The organism is Amycolatopsis sp. lyj-84 (assembly GCF_046549075.1).
Classification (GTDB): Bacteria; Actinomycetota; Actinomycetes; order Mycobacteriales; family Pseudonocardiaceae; genus Amycolatopsis.
Window position 1 is genome coordinate 228,422 of sequence record NZ_JAJPWO010000010.1, and the last position, 18,572, is coordinate 246,993.

Consider the following 18,572-nt stretch of genomic DNA (forward strand, 5'->3'; position numbering starts at 1 on the left):
GGGTAAGGCGATCGGGCAGGGGTCACCTAAGTCCAGCGTTCGCTGAGCAGGTCCATGCTGGGCGGTGCCCCCGGCAGTGGATGGTCGCTCGGGCGTAGTCCGGCCAAGGCGATGGCGATCACCCGTTGCCGGGCGACGCGAGCCGCTTCCAACAGGTCTTCCCTGCCCTGGCGCTGGAATTGCTCGATCAGCGGCGACTTGCCGAGCTGTTCGACCAGCAGCAACACGTCGATCGCGGTGACGTCCGCGCGCAGCACACCCGCGTCGTGCGCTTTGGCGATCAGCGCGGCGAAAGCCTTGTCGGATCGGGCGTTCTTCTCGGCCATCTCGTCGGTGATGGTGACCATCCCGGCCAACGGCGCCAGCGAACCGATGCCGACCGCGCTGCCGACGTAGTGCACGAGCCCGTCCCAGGGGTCGTCGTTGGCCAGCCCCTGCTCGGCGATCTCGGTCCAATGGTCGAGCGCGATCTCCACCAGGTGCTGGAACAGCTCGGTCTTCGATCGATACCGGCGGTACAGGCTTCCGATGCCCACGCCCGCACGTGCCGCGATCGACGCGACGGACGTCTTCGCTCCGTCCACGGCCACGACTTCGCGCGCCGCTTCGAGCAATGCGCGGTCGTTGCGTTCGGCTTCCGCGTGCCTGGGCATGACCTGGATCATAGCGGCTTGCGGAGCGAAACGCTCCGGCCCTACGCTATCGGAGCGAAACACTCCGATACGAAGGGAATGCGATCATGAAGGACTTCGAGCAGGTCGTACTGGACAGCGACCGCCTGCAGAACGCCCCGGACGGCTTCGCCGACCTGCTCACCGAGGACGTCAACCTGGTCAACATCGCCGGCCGCAGGCTGCACGGCCGCGAGACCGTCCGTGCCGCCTACCACAAGGCGATGGCCTCCCAGCTCGCTCAGGTGCGGACCAGAATCGAGATCGACGACGCATGGCTGATACAGCCGGACACCGCCGTCGTCACCGCGACCAAGCACGTCTCGGACGAACGGACCGCGCCGAACGCTCCCCTGCCCGACAAGGGCGCGGTCACGTTCGTGCTCGCCCACCAGGACGAGAAGTGGTTGATCGCCTCGGTCCAAACCACACCCATCAAGTGACCGAGCCGATCAAAGGTGGTTGGGCGACCTCGGGATCACCGCACCCGACCATAAGAATCCCTGCGGGCCCAACGGCTTGACACCGGCGTCGGCGGCGCAGGGCACCCGGATGCCGTCGACGGGTGACCCGTTGGAAAGCCGCTATGGCCGCTGGTCCCGACAGGTGGTGCCGCAGTCGTTCTTCTGGCCGGTGCCGGAAGGGCTGCGGAACTTCCTGATCACCACGGCCCACGAGCCCGCGCTCGAGCGTCCGCGGGACTACCCGGACGTACGCCGGACCACCACTGGGAAGCGCGATACCGGCACCGGTCGTACGTCCTATGTGGACTTCACCTGCTTCCCGCCGTCCCGGACGGGGGGTGAGGTGATCCGCGCCGCGGAAGGCGCGTGGCAGTCGCCGGATACTACGACCTGGCGACCGGTGAACCCCTCGTCTTCGTGCCAGTATTCGCTGGCCGCTGCCAGTCCAAGTTGTTGAGGGGCAAGGGCGAACGTGGCGGGGGTCGGCGGCGGGAGCAGGCCCGCCAGTAGGCCTTGAACTCTCCCTTCACCGCATCGAACGCGGCGAAGGGAGCCTTCAGTCCGGCACGACCCGCCCGTGAACACGCCAGGATTGTCGGGGCGGTCTGGTAGATGTTGGGGCATGTTCCGCGACTTCAACTTCAAGCTGCTGGTCATCGACAAGCTCATGTACCAGGACAAGCTCATCCAGCCCCGTTTCCGGATCGCCGACGTGCTCCACGCCAAGGGCGCCACCGGCGACCTGTGGAAGTACCTGCGCGAACAGGACCTGCTCTACACCGTCCTCGATGAAGCCCGCCAGTACTTCACCGACTTGGAGATCACCCCCGAACAACTGGCCGCTGTGGAAGAACTGACCACTGACGGCGGCTTGGAGATCTACCACCAGTGCTCGCCGTTCTGGGACGGAGAGGACGAGCTCTTCGACGTCACCTCACTGGACGACCTCGCCCTGCTGCCCAACCTCCGCGTGATCCACGGCGGCGACGAGGCCATGATGGCCGCCCCCGGCGCCGAGGACACCCTCAAGGCCCGCGGAATCGCCGTGGGATGACCCCCGCGAGCGAGTGTTCGCCGGAGATTTCTGCCGCTGCCGAGCAGGCGGCCCCGCTCCCTGGCGGGAGCGGGGCCGCTGATCACGCGGTCAGTTGACGTACACCGAGTAGCCGACGCCACCCGACCTGGTGCCGTCGGCCGTGTTACCCCGCACGAAGACCGTGTAGATGCCTAGGGCCGGTGGGGTCCACGTCATCGTCCCCGCACCCGAACCGTCCGCCGGTACGGTGAGCTCCTCCGTCACGGCGCCTCGGTCGTTCCGGACGGAGTAGGTGTACGAGACGATGCCCGGCATACCCGGCGTGAAGGTGAACGTCCCCGGCACACCGGCACCGCCCGACCACTCGCTTTCCGGGTATTCCTTGGACGACACGTACGGCGCGCTCAATATGGTGAAGTAGTACGTTTTCTCCTGCGAGGAGACATTTTCGGCGGTCACCGTACGCACCCGCAGGTTGTGGTGGGCCGAGCCTTCCGGCGGCAGCGGAGGAGTCCATGCCAGTACGGCTCGCCCGTTCTGAGCGGCTGTCCGCTGGAACGGACCCCAGCCGAACGAGTACTCGAACGCCACCGCGCCAGGCTGGCGGGCTTCGAACGTGAAGCTGCCGGGGAACACCCGCCCGTTCGCCTGGAACTCCTTCGAGGTCACCGTCGGATCGTTCGTCACCGTCCACGTGATGTTGTCCGCCGCCGACCACACGCCCGCCGTGTTCTTCGCGCGCGCCAGCATCTCGTAGTCGCCGATCCTCGGCGGGGTGTAGCTCACCGTCGCGGTGTTCCCGCTGACCGGCACGGTCCACCTGGTCGCCGGGTCCGCCGTCAGCCAGTACTCGAACTCCACGGCGTTCGGCATCGGGGTGGTGAAGGTGAACGTGGCAGCCTTGCCCTCCGTCGCGATGTCACCCACGTAGCCGATCGTCGGACGCCAAGTGTTGAGCGACAACCGTTTCTCCGTCACCGGGGACAGCCCGCCGGACGCGTCGCGGGCCTGCACCCGCAGCACGTTCTGGTCAGCCGAGGTGAATTCGACCGGCAGCGTGGCGGTTCCGTCGGCGTTCGCCTTGACCGTCCACTTCGTACTCTCGGCACTCGCGAACCAGTAGTCGTACTCGGCCACGCCCGGCATTCTCGGTTTCGCCGTGTACGTGGCCGACGTGCCGAGGTCGACGTTTTCGGGCCCGCCCACCACCGGTGACGCGTCGACGAGGAATCGGTACTCCCGTTCCGGCGACTTTACGCCCGCGGTGTCGGTGCTGCGCACGAAAAGCACGTGATCACCACCGGTGGCCGGCGTGATCGTCACCTCGGCGACGCCGTCCTGGCCCGCCGTGACCGTGGCGGACGCGCCGTCGTCCAGCCGGTGGTCGTACGCCACGACGTTCGGCATCCCCGGCGCGAACCGGAACACACCCGGCACGCCGATGCCGCCGTCGGGGCCGCCCCGCGGCGGGTAGCGGTCGGACGTGACCGTCGGCCGCGTCTCCTTGACGATGAACGAGTGGTAGGTGCTGAGCGAGAGGTTGCCCGCCCGGTCCCACGCCCGCACGACCACCGACTGCCAGCCGTTGGTCGTCGGTGTGAAGCTGACGGTGGCCGTGCCGTCGGGGCCCGCGGCGATCTCCCGCGTTTCCCCGCCGAAGTTGTAGTCGTACCGCGCGACGTCGGTGGAACCGTTGGGGGAAAAGGTGAACTCGCCCGCCACACCGACCCCGCCGCCCTCTGCGTCCGCGGGGTACGTCGCGGAGACGACGGCAGGCGCCTTCGGGTCCGTGCGGTCGACGGTGAACCGGCACGGGCCGACCGTGGACGACTTCGCGCCCCAGTTGTCCTGCGCGTACACCTCCCACGCGTAGGTGCCGTCGGCGAGGTCCGAGGTGTCCGGGTACGCCGCGGCGGGGTTGCCCGACCCGGCACCCGTGTGCCGTTGCGACGGGTCCGCCACCGGCCACCACGCGAACTGCCCGGACGTAAAGTCGCCGTCCGGGTCGGTTGCCTGTGCGCTCAGCTTCAACTGGCGGCTCGCCAGCGCTCCGGTGCCGTCCTTGGCACAGGGTTCGTCGTTGGCGCGGAGGTCGGTCGGCGTCGCGGGCGGCGCGTTGTTGACCACCCGCAGCGTTGCCGGAGCCTCGATCAGCCGATAGAACGCCGGGTCCGCCTCGTGGGCTTCGGCGACACGGAAACCCAGCGTGAGATGACGGACCTTGTGGGCGACCGCGTCCCGCACCGCGGTGGTGACGTCGAACGTGGCGTCGTTGTCGACGCAGGTGCCGTCGGCACCCCTGGACGCTACCCGTGACCGCTCCACCGGGCGGTTCTGCCAGGTCGACTGCTTCGTGTAGGCGGAGGTCCGCCACACCTCGGTGGCGCGGCTGTCACAGCCGACGTAGTGCGTCTCGCCGGCCGACAGCAGCACCGTCGTGAACGGCGCGCCCCGCAACGAACTCAGGTCGAAATTCACGTAGGAGCGTTGGCGGTGCGGTGTGGTGTCCCAGGTACCGATCGGCGAGTTGCCGGATGGCTTGAAGTAGGCGGTGGTCGGTGTCGCCGAGTCGACGTGACCCCAGGACGTCGCGGACAGCGTCACCTCGGAACGCTGTTGACCGGTGGTTTCCGCTGCCGCCATCGCACCACCGGTGACAATCGGCGCGATGACGAGCGCGACGGTGAGCAACGTCAGTGATCTTCGAAAGTCATGCTGGCCCTCCCCTTGTCCGTGCATGCATGACGAACACGCGTGAAGGGGAGAATCGGTTGCCGCCCGCGACCTCTCCGGTGAGCATTGGACGCACTTGGGCGGGCTCATCGACCGGCTCTTCGATACCGACGACCTCAAGGTGCCGGAGTCCGGCACGAAGGCCTGACCCCGTCGGACGGGGTCAGGCCTTGGACGTCAGCGTGCGGTGGGCAGGTAGTGCGGCGCCTTCCGGGCGTGGGTGGCCTGTTCGTAGGCGTAGGCGTAACCGAGCAGGGACGCGTCGGTCATGCGGGTGCCGAGGAACGAGATGCCGATCGGCAGCCCTGTCCGGGCGAAGCCTCCCGGAACGGTGATGTGCGGATATCCGGCTGTCGACGTGCTGCGGGTGCTGCTGACGAAGGGACTACCGCCGCCCCCTAAGATCGGCGGGGCGGGCAGGTCGGTGGCCGTCACGATCGCGTCGAGGCGGTACTTCTTCACGACGGCGTCGATCGAGTCCCGTGCCTGTCCGGTCGCCGCCGCCCGGTGGGCGCGGTAGGTCGGATCGTTCAGGTTTCCGTCGGTCTCGTCGGCCATCTCGAGCAGGTCTTGGTCGAAGCCCGGCAATTCGATCGCCGCGTTCTTCTTGTTGTAGGCGATGAGGTCGGTGAGGTTCTTGGGATGCCCGCCCGGGGTCGCCGCGAGATAGCCGTTGAGGTCGTGCTTGAACTCGGTCAGCACGGCGGGCAGCAAATGCGGCTGGACCATTCCGATGACGTCGGGGACGTCCGCTCCTTCGACGACGGTGGCGCCCAGGGCGCGGAGCCGCTGAACAGTGGACTCGAAGACCCGGTCGACGTCGCGGTCGATTCCCTCGTGTCCCTTGCGCCACACACCGATTCGCTTGCCGCGCAACGAATCGCGGTCGAGCATGGTGCGGTAGTCGGCGGGCACGGCGCCCGCGACCGGTGCCGTGGCCGGATCCGCCGCGTCGGCTCCCGCCATCACCGCGAGGGTCAGTGCCGCGTCGGTCACCGTGCGGGCGATGGGGCCTGGGGTGTCGTGCTGGTTCGTGATCGGCACGACACCGCCGCGGCTGACCACCCCCAGCGTGGTCTTCATGCCGACCGTCGACGTCGCGGCGGACGGGCACACGATCGACGAGTCGGTCTCCGTGCCGATCGTCACCGTCGCCAGCCCGGCCGCCGCCGCTGCCGCGGAACCGCTGGACGAACCGCACGGGCTCCGGTCGAGGACGTAGGGGTTGCGGGTCTGGCCACCGACGGCGCTCCAGCCCGGGATCTGCCTGGAGCCGTAGAAGTTGGCCCACTCGGACATGTTCGCCTTGCCGAGGATGACCGCACCGGCATCGCGCAGACGTTGCACCAGGAACGCGTCCTTGGCCGGTTTCGCCGTGCGCAACGCTGTCGAGCCCGCGGTGGTGGTCTGGCGGTCCGCGGTGTCGATGTTCTCCTTCAGCAGGATCGGGATACCTTCCAGCGGTCCCCGCGCCTGGTGGGCGCGGCGACGGCTGTCGCTCTGGCGCGCGAGCGCGAGCGCGTCCGGATTCGTCTGCACCACCGCGTTCAGACGCGGATTGAGGGCGTTGACGCGATCGAGGTAGCCACGCGTGAGCCGCTCGGAACTCAGCAGCCTGCCATCCATGGCCCGCTGCAGATCCGGGATGGTCAGCCGGTCCAGCGCGGTGCTCATCTCCGCGGCCTGGAGCGAGGTCGGGCGATCGTCGGCGTGCGCCGCCGCGGGCAGCAGAAGACAGGCACCTGTCAGTGCCGACACGATCCCACGCCGTCGTGTGCGAGCTGACGACCGCATTGTTTCCTCCTTGTTCGAGAACCGTTCACGGCGCCCCGAAATGGTGAACTTTCTGACGCGGGGATCGATTTCCTGCCGCGTGGACCGGCTCCAAGTCCGATAACCGAACTTTAAGCCGTCCGACAGCGTGAGGCGATGGCACCTGCTGCCCAGTCGGGGTGGGGTTAACCCCACCCCGTCCACAATGGAACCCGCTGACCAGGCAACACGCGAGCCGGGTCATCCAGCCGGGTGATCCACCATTCCGGGGTCGGAACCACAGTTCGAGCGCGAGTGACGAGGGTTCGTAACCGGACACGAGAACGACCGATGCAATTCGTCGAATTGAACGAACCGGGCACCTTTCCTCGCGGGCCGATCTGCGAGCAAAGGAAATCGAGCTGCCCGACGGCCTTCAGAGCTCCTCGTTCGGCGGTGTGGCCGGCTCTGCCGGCCGATCACCTCACCAGGTCGGCATCATCGCCTCGGGGTAGCGGGAGCCGGCCGCGCCCTTGGGCAGGACCTCCTGCACTCGCGCCAGGTCGTCCGCCGTCAGCACCAGGTGCGCCGCCGCCACGTTCTCGGCCAGCCGCCCCGGGCTGCGCGTGCCCGGGATCGGCACGACGTCGTCGCCCTGCGTCAGCAGCCACGCCAGCGCGAGCTGGGTCACCGTCGCGCCCTTCTCCCGTGCCAGCGCGGTCAGCGCCTCGACCGCGGCGACGTTGCGCTCGTAGTTGCCCGGCTGCCACCGGTCGTCCCAGCTGCGCATGTCGTCCGCCGGGTACTCGGCCGCCGGCTTCACCGCGGACGTGAGGAACCCGCGGCCCAGCGGCGAGTACGGAACGAACCCGATGCCCAGCTCCCGCACCACCGGCAGCACCTCGACCTCGACCGCGCGCTCGAACACCGAGTACTCGGTCTGCAGCACCGACACCGGGTGCACGGCGTGCGCGCGCCGCAGCACGTCCGGGCCCGCCTCGCTCAGCCCGAAGAAACGGACCTTGCCTTCGGCGATCAGCTCGCCGACCATGCCCGCCACGTCCTCGATCGGCACGTCCGGGTCCACCCGGTGCTGGTAGAGGACGTCGACGTGGTCGGTACCCAGGTACCGGAGGCTGTTCTCGGTGACCTCGCGGATGTGCTCGGGCCTGCTGTCGAGCTTCGCACCCACGTTCGCCGGGTCGGTCAGGTCGAAGCCGAACTTCGTGGCGAGCACGACCTCGTCCCGGAATCCGGCCACCGCCCGCCCCAGCAGCCGCTCGTTGCTGCCGGTGCCCATGCCGTACAGCTCGGCGGTGTCGAACAGGGTGACGCCCAACTCGTGGGCGCGGCGGATGGTGGCGATGCCGCCCGCCTCGTCGCCCGCGCCGTACGCCATCGTCATGCCCATCGTGCCGAGGCCGATCGCGCCGACCTCCAGGCCCTGCGTGCCGAGCACGCGGGCGGGCAGGTTCTGCAGCTGTGTCATACCTTCGACGCTAGAGCGCACTCGTCGCGCCGGCATGAGCGGTGAACCGCATAGGATTGCCTGATCCTCTCACCCATCCTGTTCGGAGCAGCCCGTGCTCGACCAGCTCGCGGCGGCCGTGGGCCGTCACCGCAACGGCCTGTGGTCCGGCGCCACCGCCGTGCCCCGGCTCACCGTGGTCGCCCTCGACGAGGTGGTCGACCCTCTCGACCTGCGCTACGAGCCGATGGTGTGCTTCATCGCCGAGGGCTCCAAGCGCACCATCACGGGGGAACACAGCCGGTCGGCCCGCCGCGGCGACATGTTCCTCAACTCGCTCGACCTGCCGGTCACCGCCGTGTTCGAGGAGGTGCCGTACCGCTCGGCCGTGCTGCACCTCGACGGCCCCGTCTTGGCCGACCTGCTGCTCGAACTCGACGGCGAGGCCCCGGCCACCCCGGCCGCGGGCCAGGTCTCCGCCACGATGACCCCGGAACTGGTCGACGCCGTCACACGCTGGGTGCGGCTGCTCGACACCCCCGACGACATCCGGCCGCTGGCCGCCCGCGTGGAGGCCGAGATCCTCTACCGCCTGCTCGGCGGCGCGCTTGGCCCGACCCTGCGCCAGTTCGCGGCCACCGGCTCGGCCTTGACCAGGGTGCGCGCCGCGGCCGACTGGATCGCCGCCCACTTCACCGAGCCCATCACCGTGGAGCGGGTCGCGGCGGTCGCGCACATGAGCCCGGCCACCCTGCACCGGCATTTCAAGGCCGCCACCGGCATGAGCCCGCTGCGGTTCCAGAAGCACCTGCGACTCCAGGAGGCGCGGCGCCTGCTGGTGGCAGGCGACACCACGGCCGCGCACACCGCCGATGCCGTCGGCTACGCCAGCGCCACCCAGTTCACCCGGGAATACCGCCGCGCCTACGGCCTGCCGCCGATGCGCGACGCCGCCCGCCTGCGCGACAGGCTCACCGACAGCCGCTCCTAGCGGGCCTTTCCGGGAGAAGGGAAGACGGTCAGCGGAAGAGACGGAAGAACCCGCGCACCTGCTCGATCAGCGACTCCGGCTGCTCCAGGGCGGCGAAGTGGCCGCCTCGCGGCAGTTCCTCGAACCAGCGCAGGTCGGTGAACCGCAGTTCGGCCTCCCGCCGCGATGGGCGGGTGATGTCGCGCGGGTAGACCGACAGCCCGGACGGCGCGGTCACCTTGTCCCGGAAGTCGGCGAAGCTTTCCCAGTACAGGCGCGCCGACGACGTGGCCGACGCGGTGAACCAATAGACCGAGATCTCGTCGAGGATCGTCTGCCGCGACAACACGTTCTCGGGATGGCCGTCGTTGTCCGTCCATGCCCAGAACTTCTCGGCGATCCAGGCGGCCTGCCCCGCCGGGGAGTCGGTGAGGCCGTAGCCGAGCGTCTGCGGCCGGGTCGCCTGGAGCGCCGAGTATCCCCGGCCGGTGCGCTGGAACTCCTTCTCGGCCGCGAGGTTCGCCAGTTCCGCGGACGTCGGGTCGTCGAACGTGCCCGCCGCCACGGATCCCAGGTTCAGGTGCACGCCGGCGACCCGCTCGGGTGCCACCTCGCCCAGCGCGCCGGACACCGCCGAACCCCAGTCACCGCCCTGCGCGCCGTAGCGCTCGTAGCCCAGCGAAACCATCAGCGTGTCCCAGGCGCGGGCGGTGCGCGTGATGCCCCACCCGGTCGTCGACGGCTTGTCACTCCAGCCGTACCCGGGCAACGACGGCGCGACCACGTGGAACGCGTCCGCCGGGTCACCGCCGTGCGCGCGCGGATCGGTCAGCGGGCCGAGGATCTCCAGGAACTCCAGCACCGAACCCGGCCACCCGTGCGTGAGCACGAGCGGGAACGCGTCCGGCTCCGGCGAGCGGACGTGCAGGAAGTGGATGCCCAGCCCGTCGATCGTGTCGCGGTACTGCGGGAAGACGTTCAGCCGCCCGGCGAACCCGAAGTCGTAGTCCTCGGCCCAGCTGCGGCAGAGCTCCTGCGCGTACGCCAGCGGCAAACCCTGTGACCAGTCGTCCACCGGCTCGGGCTCGGGCCACCGCGTCCGGCGCAACCGTTCACGCAGATCGGCGATCTCGGCTTCGGTGATGCTGACCTCGAACGGTTCTGCTGCCATGGCGGTGCTTCCTTCCTCGTTCAGGGGTAGTCGGACAGATCGGTTCACGCGCCTGGGCGCCGGGTCAGGGTGAGGACGAGTCCGGCCAGAGGTAGTGCCGCGAGCACGGCGAGGGCCACTGGCACCGACGCGATGCCGGACAAGCCGGCGACAGCGGCCGGGCCGATCCCGCCACCCAGGGCGGTCATGAAGTTGAACAGGCCTTGTCCTGTGTCGCGGTCGCGCGCGGCGACCAGTTCCGGTGCGAGGCCCACCAGTACGGCCTGGGCACCGGCGAAGCCGCACACGGTCAGCGCCGCGCCGACGACGACCGGGATCGGCCCGTCGAAGACCGCGACCACGAGCACGCCGACGACGGTGAGTGCCGCAAGCCCGGCCGACACCTGCCAGCCGGTGAACCGGTCGGTCAAGGTGCCGACCAGCCGTCCCGCCAGCACCGAACAGGCGGCGGCCGGGACCAAGATCGCGCCGGCTTCGAGGGCGCCACCGCCCGTGGCCTGCTCGATCAGGGACGGGGCGACGAACAGCACCCCGTAGTAGCCCGCGAAGATCGTCCCGCCGATGAGCCCGGCAGGCAGGAAGCCGCGGGCCGCGATCACCCGCCGAGGCACGAACCCGTCGGGCGTGCGCCGCACGCGCCACCACAGTCCCACGGCGGCGAGCACTCCGGCTCCGGCCACGACGAGCGTGACGGGAGCGGGCAGACCGACCGAGTGTGCCTGCAGCAACGTGATCAACGAGGCGGCGAGTACCGACAGCACGGCCGCGCCGACGAGGTCGAACCGCCCGGCCGGGGCGTCCGGCTCACCGCCGGCGATCCGGGTGAACGTGCGCCTGCGCGCCAACGCGGCCAGCAGCAGGGGCAGCGCGAGGACCGGGATCGCGAGCACGGCACGCCACCCCAGCCATGCGGTGACCGCCCCGCCCAGCAGGGTCCCGCACGCCGACGCCGTCGCACTGGCGGCCGCGATGATTCCCAGCGCACGGATCCTTTCCCGCCCGGGAAGGGCGGTGGCCACGGCGAAGACGGCGATCACGGTCGCACCCGCCCCGGCGCCACCGATCAGCCGACCGGCGATCACGACCGGCAGTGTCGGGCCGGCTCCCGCGAGCGCCGAGCCCGCGGCGAGCACCACGACTCCGGCGACGAGTACCCGGAGTGGGCTCCACCGGGCCATCAGCCTGCCCGCGACCGGCATCGCGAGCGCGGAGGTCAGCGACCATGCGGCGAGAATCCATGCCGTGGCCCCGAACGGCACCGCGAGCGCGCGGCCGATGGCAGGCAGCGCCACCGACGGTGCCCCCAGTGCCACGTACATCGGCAGCACCAGCATCCCCAGGATCAGACCCAGCCGCCGCCCGTCCGGGGCGTGGTCCGATCCCCCGCTGGGGGCTCCTACGGCGGGGATCGTCTGCGGCATCGTCGTCTCCTTCCACAGCGTGGCGTGACACGTGACAGCTACTATGGGTGTCACGCTACGGAACAGGGAGGAGACACGTCAAATGCTCGATGCGTGTTACAGGTCATCGGCGGTCGAGACGGCCGTCGCTCTTGCCAACACCTTGAGGCCGATCAAGGGCGAGGACGCGCTCGAGACGGTGGAGCAGCTCCGGAACTTCCTCGACGACCATTCGCCGGACGCGGACCGAGGGACCGGCCCGCGGCGTCTCACCCGTACCGACCTGGCCGAGGTCCGCGCGGTACGCGAGACGGTGCGCGCCGTCCTCGAACGAGCGAGCACCGACGCGGCGGCAGCCACGGCCCTGATCAATGACGGTCTCCGTGACAGCCGCGCCACGCCCGTGCTGCGCCACGATCAGGACCGCTGGTGGACCGAGGTCACCTCCGACACCGACCGTTGCTCGGCGCACCTGGCCGCGACCACGCTCAGCGCGCTGGCCTCCGTGATCGCCACACTCGGTCCGACCCGTCTCGGCGCCTGTGCCGGGATGAACTGCCGAGCCACTTTCGTCGACCTGTCACGCAACGGCTCGAAGCAGTACTGCACGCGGAACTGCGCGCACCGGGCCAGCGTCGCGGCCTACCGGAGCCGGCAAAGCCCGGGTTGAGTCCCGGCGCTTGTCGTGGATCAGCCGGCCAGCTTGCGGAGCAGGCTCTCCAGATCGCGTTCGCCGTCGCGGGTCTGGGCGCCGTAAGCCAGTCCGCCTCGGATCAACCGTTCGGCCGCGGGCCGGACGAACTGGCCCGCCCAAGCGTCGTGTTCGCGCAGCAGGCCCTCGGCCAGGTCAGTGGGAACGATGGCGCGTTTGGCCGCGGCGACCACGCCCTCGGGCAGTGCGGCGATGTTGCGGGCGAGGCGGTCGACGAAGTCGTCGAGTTCATCGGCGGGTACGGCCCGGTTGATCCAGCCGTAGCGTTCGGCGGTCTGCGCGTCGTACAGGTCGGCGCCGAGTACCACCTCCAACGCGCGGTTGCGGCCGATCCGATCGGCGAGGTACTGGGTGCCGCCGCCCCCGGGGACGATGCCCATGAGGGCCTCGACCTGGCCGATCCCGGCGCGACCGATCGCCGCGAAGGTCATGTCCGCCGCCGTGACGAACTCCGCCCCGCCGCCACGGGCCTGGCCGGCGAGCTTGACGATCGTCACCTGGGGCTGGTGCCGGAGCAACTCCCCGAGGGCCTGGAAGACGTTGACACCGTCGGGTGTTTCGGCCGCGATTTCGTCGAAGGCGTCCGGCGCGTCGACGAGCGACATGTCGACGTGGGCGATGAAGAAGTCCGGGTCGGCGCTGTCGAACACGATCACCCGGACCGAGTCGTCGTCCCGCAGCCCGGTCAACAGCCGCCGCAGGTCGGCCATGAGGGCGACGTCCAGGACGTTGACGGGTGGGTTGTCGAGGGTGACACGGGCGATGCCTGCCTCATGGCTCACTCGCAGGGTCGCGTAGGCGTCGTGATGCACGAAAGAATCTCCGATCGGTACCTGTCAGGCAGCTAAGTTCCTGATGTATACCTAGGCTGAAGCGGCGGGAGACCGGCGTCAATAACGCACTTTCGGCATCGTAAGGATCGTGGAGGATACCGACATGGACACTCCCGGCACGGACACGGACGTCGTCTACCGGGCCGACTGCCCCAGTCGCCCGATCCTCGACCAGATCGCCGACAAGTGGTCGATGATGGTGATGACCGTCCTCGACCGGCCCCGCCGGTTCAACGACATCAAGCGCCGCCTCGAAGGCGTGACCCAGCGGGTGCTGACCCAGACCCTGCGCCGCCTCGAACGCAACGGGATGATCGAACGGCGCGTGCTGCCGACCTCACCGGTCGGAGTCGAGTACTCCCTCACCCCGCTCGGCGAATCCCTGCGCGAGCCCTTCGGTCACCTGTACGACTGGACGACCGCCCACGCGGACGAGATCCAGAACTGCCAGCAGAGCTACGACGAACGCCTTCAGGCCGAACGAACGTAGCCGCCGACCGGTACCGAGTGGCCGAGCGTCAGCAGGCTTTGACGATGACCGAGTGCGCCTTGCCGCCGAGGTCGAGGATCTTCACGTCCCGCTGACCGGCGGGCACGCGAACCTGATAGGTGCCGGGATTGACCGGGTAGCCGAAGTAGCTGCCTGCCGGGGCGGCGCCGGTGCCCGCGATCATCGAGCCGTCGGTGCGGTGGATCGTGGTGGGGACCGCCTTGCCGCAGTTGTTGGAGATGTAGATCTTGCCCTTGGTCGCGGCGGAGGCGGTACCTGCGCCGAAGACCGAGATGACCAGACCTGCGGTGGCCAGAACGGCGAGAACACGCCGGGTGGTCGTCATGGTGCTCCTTCGGATGCTGAGTGGTCAGGCCAAAAGATATCCGCAGGCGGGTCCGCGTGCTGTCGGTCGAACGCACCACACCGCCGTGAGCCGGTCGGTGATGTTTGTACGAATCTTGTACGAGCTTGAAGAATTTTCGGTCGGACCGCGAAACTCGATGAAGGCGAGCACTCATGCCCGAGCAAGTGCCCCCGGACCTCGTCCGATCCACGTTCTCCCGACGTTCGCTGCTGCGCGCCGGCGGTGGTCTCGCCGCGACGACGGCACTGCTCGGCACCGGCGCGACGTTCGCCGGACCGGCTTCGGCCGCGATCACCGCGCTGCCGACGTCCAAGCGTTTCAACCTCACCGAACCGTCCTACGACGAGTTCCGCAGCAAGCTCCTGCACGAGTCGCACCACGTGATGCAGGGCTTCGCCTTCGACAACCAGAACGTGCGCATCTTCATCGTGAACGCCCGCAATGGCGGGACCGGGGACGACCTGTGCGTCACCCAGGTCAACTTCTCCGGGGAGATCCTGGGCTCGATGCATCTCAACAACGCCGGGCACGGCGTGTCGATCGGCGTCGAACCAGTGGGCACCGACTCCTACATCTGGATGGAATGCGACTCGAACGGGCCCACCGGCGACGGTCGCGGGACGGCGCTGGCCAGGTTCAAGTTCGTCAACGGTGGCACGCCCTCGGTGAAGAAGTTCCTCACCGGCAGCGACACGATCACCTGCGCCACCGATCCGATCAACAAGCGGATCGCGGTACGCCGCAAGGAGGGCGGCAAGATGCACATCAGCGTCTACCCGCTCGCGTCCGCCGCGGCCGGCGACTTCAGCTCGCCGCTGGCGCACTTCCCGCAGCCCGCGCTGGCCGACACGAAGGTGACCTTCCAGGGATACACCATCTACGGCCAGTATCTGTACACATTGGACGGTGAGGGTCACGAGAACCCCGCCGACATCAACTCCTACGTCACGTGCATCGACATGAACACCGGCAAGGTGAAGAGCCGCGCGCTGACCAAGGCGGGGAAGTCACTGGTGTATCGCGAGCCGGAGGGCCTCGGGATCTACCGGAGCCTGGCCGGGGAAACCCGGTTGTACATGGGCTTCGGGTCACGCAGCAGCATGGGCAACATCAACCGGTACGCGAACCTGTTCTACAAGAACGTCCTCATCGACTGAGGCCACGCAAGCGGCCGAACGTCGGCGTTGCGTTAGTCCGATCAGCGCCACGACTCGGAGATTACCCAGTCATCGTCCGCCGAAGTTGGTTTGTTACCGATGTCCGGCAGTTCTGGTCAGTGACATCCCTCTCTATTGCCCAACTCTCACGCGCGCTTTACGTTGATCAAACCATCGCGCGAGGACGCGGAGGCTGGGGTCAGGGGAGGAAAACCAATGCGCAAACGCGCACTTTTTCGCGCTGTTTGCTTTTCGCTCGCAGTTTCGACATTGGGCTCGATCGTCGCGTCGCCGTCGGCGAATCCTGCCGTTGCAGCGGAAATGGGCGCCGAAAGTCCGGCCAGCGACCGGATCTGGACACAGTACCTGGCGCGGTACGACCCGCGTTCGACCGTGCGGATCGCGGCATGGCAGGCACTGCTGTCCAGTGCGGCGGACGAGGCGGTCGCGGCTTTCGTCGCGTCGGGTTACGACTACGCGATCAAACTCGCGGCAGAGCGGAAAGCCCGGAATCTGGATTTCGCCAAGAGGGTTTTGGCCGCCTACACGGCCGAATTCTCGCCCGAGGTACACGCAGCGGCCCAGTATGCGGTCAACAGCCGTGACGACGCGGATCGTGAGCGTTTCGCCAATGGCGGATTCAACGCCGCAAAGGAGCGCGACGCAGTCGCCAGGGATGCGGCAGGAGAACAGGCGCGAGCACTGGTCGAGGCTGATTGGGCATTCGTCCGGAACCTCGCGAAGAACGACCCGGGCGCGCAAGTACGGGTGAGCGCTTCTTACGCTGTCCGGGCGGGTGCTGCCGACCGCGACCTCGTCGAGTTCTTCGCCAGCGGCTGGGCGTTCGGTGCACGCCTGGACTTGGAGACCTTCCGTCAGCAGCATGCTGACAACGACGCACGTTGGCGAACCTCGCTTGTGCGACTGCTGGACGCCGCCGCCGTGGCCGAGCAAGCGGCGAAGGACGCCACCGCAGATCTGGCCGAGCAGGCTCGAGCCACTGCCGTACGGGCCTGGCAGGCCGTCGGGGAGCAGACGACACCTGCGCGCTCCCAATGGGATGAGGCCCAACGGATCGCGAACGGTCAGGCTGCCAACTGGGCCGCGGTCTACGCTGCCGCGAGCTCTGCGACCGGGCCCAATTGGGGGGCGATCACCGGACCCGCTCAGGCCGGGCAGGCCGACTGGGGCCACGAGAGCGAGTTCGCCACTGCGCAAGCCGCATATTGGAATTCGTTGTTGCAGCAGGCTCTCGACGGTGAACAGCGGGTCCTGGCCGGTGCTTGAGCGCCGGCCGACACGGAATGAATGAGGGGACAATGAGAAAAAGACCTGGAGTACTTTCGCGCGCGCTGGTAGCGGTTACGGCGGCTGCTTTGACAGCGGGTCTGGCGGGTGTGCCCGCCACGGCGGCTACCCCGGTCAACCCGCAGCCCGCGGCCAACGCGGCCGCGGCGGTGCCGGAGTCGTCGATGGAGGACAAGGTCCGGGCGGCCGCGGTACTGGGGATTCTGGCGGGCGACGACCTGCTCATCCTGAACGACCGCAACTTCGTGATCGCCCTGTGGCGCAAGGCGACCGGCGCCGAGGTGCGTGCCTCGGCCGAGCTGGCGTTCGCGGGGACGGTGCTCGAGTGCACGCAGTGGATCAAGACCGGTATCCACGAGGCCAAGAAGCGTGACGACACCAACGAGATCCGGGACACCGAGGTCGCACGCCAAGCGCGCGAACTGAAGCAGCGTGCCGCGGCGACGATCGGGATCAACGCCGACACGGAACTGCTCATCCAGAGCTACAAAGACTTCGTGTTCGCCTTGTGGCAGCGGGCGACCGGCCCGAAGGTGAAGGCCGCGGCGCTGACCGCTTTCGGCGCCGACGAGGCCGCACAGAAGGAATTTCTACTCAACGGCATCGTGGCCGCGCACGCGCAGGATCAGCAGGACAAGATCGACGCGGACAAGGAAGCCACCGAGGCCGAAAAGGCACGCTTGGCCGCCCGGAACGCGAAGGCCAACGCGGCCGCCGTACTGGGGATCGTCGCCACCGAAAGCCTGCTCATCCTGGCCGACGACAACTTCGTCCGCGAGATCTGGAACCGGGCCGTCGCCGGGTCCGAAGTCGCGGTCGCCGCGGAACGCGCCCTGCGCAGCAGCAACCCCGCGGACTGGAAAGCGTACATCGACACCGGGATCTACGCCGCCAACAAGCGTGACCTCGACATCGCGCTTCAGAAGAAGACCGACGCCGACCGCAAGCGCCTGCAGGAACTCAAGGTCAGGGCCGAGAACAGCGGCTTGCATCCGACGCTCGTATGGGCGGCGGGACGAGCACTGTCCGGCGACTACGAGGCCGTCGACCGGTTCCTGCGTATCGGCCAGTACGAGGACTGGGTCCTGCGTCAGTCGCTGCAGGCCGACACGCTGGGAGTGAGGGGATCTTACGTCCGGGGCGCGCACGGTGGCCAAGCTGTGATCACCTTCGGCAACCCGGCACCGCAGCCCGATGAAGGGGTGGACGCGACCTGGAAGATCGTGCCCGGCCTGGCGGACTTCGACTGTCACTCCTTCGAGTCCGCGACCAAACCCGGCAGCTACCTGCGCCAACTCGACTTCAAGGTCCTCATCGCGGCGAACGACGGCACGGATCGGTTCCGCACCGACGCGACCTGGTGCGGCCGCAGCGAATCCGGTGGGGTGACCCTGGAATCGAAGGGAGCTCCCGGCCGTTTCCTCCGGCACTACAACGGCAAGGTGTGGGCGGCGAACAACAGCGGCGCGAACGCCTTCGACGCGCCGGCCAACTACGACATCGACCGATTCTGGCGCATCCACGGCGAGAACCCGGTCACCACGGCCATCCAGCGCCGCTGGCTGAACGACGATCCCATCCGCGCCCGCGTCGGTGACCCCATCGCGGACGAGAAGGCCGACGGCGACATCCGGTACCGCGACTACCAGAAGGGCCGGCTGACCTGGACGGTACCGACCGGGGTGAAGCAGATGGAAGGCAACATCTTCGCCAAATACGTCCAGACAGGCGCGCTGTACCACGGCGCTTTCGGAGCCCCCACCACCGACGAAACCGCGACGCCGGACAAGATCGGCCGATACAACCATTTCGCCGGTGGCGGCTCCATCTACTGGACGTCCACCACCGGGGCACAACTGGTCTACGGCGCGATCAAGAACCGCTGGCAGCAACTCGGTTGGGAGCTTTCGTACCTGGGCTACCCCACCTCCGACGAACTGGCCGTGACGGGCGGGCGATGCAGCAACTTCCAACGCGGCTCGATCCACTACAGCTTCGCGACCGGGGTCACGACCGACCGCAGTTCCGCTTGCTAACCGT

The 18,572-nt window shown here is 68.5% G+C and carries 17 protein-coding genes; 9 read left to right on the forward strand and 8 right to left on the reverse strand.

Features of this window, described 5'->3' with window-relative positions; translation table 11 throughout:
- Positions 1-26: 26 nt before the first annotated feature.
- Positions 27-653, reverse strand: a complete 627-nt coding sequence (locus tag ACLJRM_RS29030) for a TetR/AcrR family transcriptional regulator (protein ID WP_199193077.1) — start codon at positions 651-653, stop codon at positions 27-29.
- Positions 654-739: 86 nt separating this feature from the next.
- On the opposite strand from ACLJRM_RS29030, the gene ACLJRM_RS29035 reads away from it, so the two are divergent.
- From ACLJRM_RS29035 to ACLJRM_RS29045, 3 genes are all read left to right on the forward strand, one after another.
- Positions 740-1,114 carry an SgcJ/EcaC family oxidoreductase gene (locus ACLJRM_RS29035; RefSeq protein WP_410664848.1) on the forward strand — a complete coding sequence of 125 codons (375 nt, stop codon included), beginning with the start codon at positions 740-742 and terminating at the stop codon, positions 1,112-1,114.
- Positions 1,115-1,223: 109 nt separating this feature from the next.
- Positions 1,224-1,592: a hypothetical protein gene (locus ACLJRM_RS29040; protein ID WP_410664849.1), complete on the forward strand. Its 369-nt coding sequence runs from the start codon at positions 1,224-1,226 to the stop codon at positions 1,590-1,592.
- Positions 1,593-1,757: 165 nt separating this feature from the next.
- A complete protein-coding gene (locus ACLJRM_RS29045; RefSeq protein WP_410664850.1) occupies positions 1,758-2,189 on the forward strand; it encodes a DUF6892 domain-containing protein in 432 nt (143 codons plus the stop codon).
- A 90-nt stretch (positions 2,190-2,279) separates the two neighbouring features.
- Here the strand turns inward: ACLJRM_RS29045 and ACLJRM_RS29050 are convergent, their stop codons facing one another.
- The 3 genes from ACLJRM_RS29050 to ACLJRM_RS29060 all read right to left on the reverse strand — a co-directional run bounded on the left by ACLJRM_RS29050 (position 2,280) and on the right by ACLJRM_RS29060 (position 8,145).
- Positions 2,280-4,814: a DNRLRE domain-containing protein gene (locus ACLJRM_RS29050; RefSeq protein ID WP_410664851.1), complete on the reverse strand. Its 2,535-nt coding sequence runs from the start codon at positions 4,812-4,814 to the stop codon at positions 2,280-2,282.
- A 267-nt stretch (positions 4,815-5,081) separates the two neighbouring features.
- Positions 5,082-6,662 carry an amidase gene (locus tag ACLJRM_RS29055; RefSeq protein WP_410664852.1) on the reverse strand — a complete coding sequence of 527 codons (1,581 nt, stop codon included), beginning with the start codon at positions 6,660-6,662 and terminating at the stop codon, positions 5,082-5,084.
- Between the two features lie 478 nt (positions 6,663-7,140).
- Complete coding sequence (locus tag ACLJRM_RS29060) at positions 7,141-8,145, reverse strand: aldo/keto reductase (RefSeq protein WP_101612893.1); 1,005 nt, start codon at positions 8,143-8,145, stop codon at positions 7,141-7,143.
- Between the two features lie 94 nt (positions 8,146-8,239).
- On the opposite strand from ACLJRM_RS29060, the gene ACLJRM_RS29065 reads away from it, so the two are divergent.
- Positions 8,240-9,115, forward strand: a complete 876-nt coding sequence (locus ACLJRM_RS29065) for an AraC family transcriptional regulator (RefSeq protein WP_101612892.1) — start codon at positions 8,240-8,242, stop codon at positions 9,113-9,115.
- A 28-nt stretch (positions 9,116-9,143) separates the two neighbouring features.
- Here the strand turns inward: ACLJRM_RS29065 and ACLJRM_RS29070 are convergent, their stop codons facing one another.
- Together ACLJRM_RS29070 and ACLJRM_RS29075 are read right to left on the reverse strand one after the other, a co-directional pair.
- Positions 9,144-10,265, reverse strand: coding sequence for an epoxide hydrolase family protein (locus tag ACLJRM_RS29070; RefSeq protein ID WP_410664853.1), 1,122 nt, complete (start codon positions 10,263-10,265; stop codon positions 9,144-9,146).
- A gap of 44 nt (positions 10,266-10,309) precedes the next feature.
- Positions 10,310-11,686, reverse strand: a complete 1,377-nt coding sequence (locus ACLJRM_RS29075; protein WP_410664854.1) for an MFS transporter — start codon at positions 11,684-11,686, stop codon at positions 10,310-10,312.
- 82 nt (positions 11,687-11,768) lie between these two features.
- Here ACLJRM_RS29075 and ACLJRM_RS29080 point away from each other — a divergent pair, with 82 nt between their 5' ends.
- Positions 11,769-12,335, forward strand: coding sequence for a CGNR zinc finger domain-containing protein (locus ACLJRM_RS29080; protein WP_410664855.1), 567 nt, complete (start codon positions 11,769-11,771; stop codon positions 12,333-12,335).
- 20 nt (positions 12,336-12,355) lie between these two features.
- Here ACLJRM_RS29080 and ACLJRM_RS29085 read toward each other — a convergent pair whose 3' ends face one another.
- Positions 12,356-13,189: an enoyl-CoA hydratase/isomerase family protein gene (locus ACLJRM_RS29085; protein ID WP_410664856.1), complete on the reverse strand. Its 834-nt coding sequence runs from the start codon at positions 13,187-13,189 to the stop codon at positions 12,356-12,358.
- A gap of 124 nt (positions 13,190-13,313) precedes the next feature.
- Here ACLJRM_RS29085 and ACLJRM_RS29090 point away from each other — a divergent pair, with 124 nt between their 5' ends.
- Positions 13,314-13,700, forward strand: coding sequence for a winged helix-turn-helix transcriptional regulator (locus tag ACLJRM_RS29090; protein WP_101612887.1), 387 nt, complete (start codon positions 13,314-13,316; stop codon positions 13,698-13,700).
- Between the two features lie 28 nt (positions 13,701-13,728).
- Here ACLJRM_RS29090 and ACLJRM_RS29095 read toward each other — a convergent pair whose 3' ends face one another.
- Positions 13,729-14,046, reverse strand: coding sequence for a hypothetical protein (locus ACLJRM_RS29095; protein WP_410664857.1), 318 nt, complete (start codon positions 14,044-14,046; stop codon positions 13,729-13,731).
- A 173-nt stretch (positions 14,047-14,219) separates the two neighbouring features.
- Between ACLJRM_RS29095 and ACLJRM_RS29100 the strand changes: the two genes are divergently transcribed.
- The 3 genes from ACLJRM_RS29100 (at position 14,220) to ACLJRM_RS29110 (ending at position 18,568) form a co-directional block, all read left to right on the forward strand.
- The gene (locus ACLJRM_RS29100; RefSeq protein ID WP_410664858.1) at positions 14,220-15,224 is read left to right on the forward strand and encodes a teichoic acid biosynthesis protein C; all 1,005 of its coding nucleotides are present in this window, start codon (positions 14,220-14,222) and stop codon (positions 15,222-15,224) included.
- A 216-nt stretch (positions 15,225-15,440) separates the two neighbouring features.
- Positions 15,441-16,511: a hypothetical protein gene (locus tag ACLJRM_RS29105; protein WP_410664859.1), complete on the forward strand. Its 1,071-nt coding sequence runs from the start codon at positions 15,441-15,443 to the stop codon at positions 16,509-16,511.
- A gap of 89 nt (positions 16,512-16,600) precedes the next feature.
- Positions 16,601-18,568, forward strand: coding sequence for an AbfB domain-containing protein (locus ACLJRM_RS29110; RefSeq protein WP_410664860.1), 1,968 nt, complete (start codon positions 16,601-16,603; stop codon positions 18,566-18,568).
- Positions 18,569-18,572: the final 4 nt, after the last annotated feature.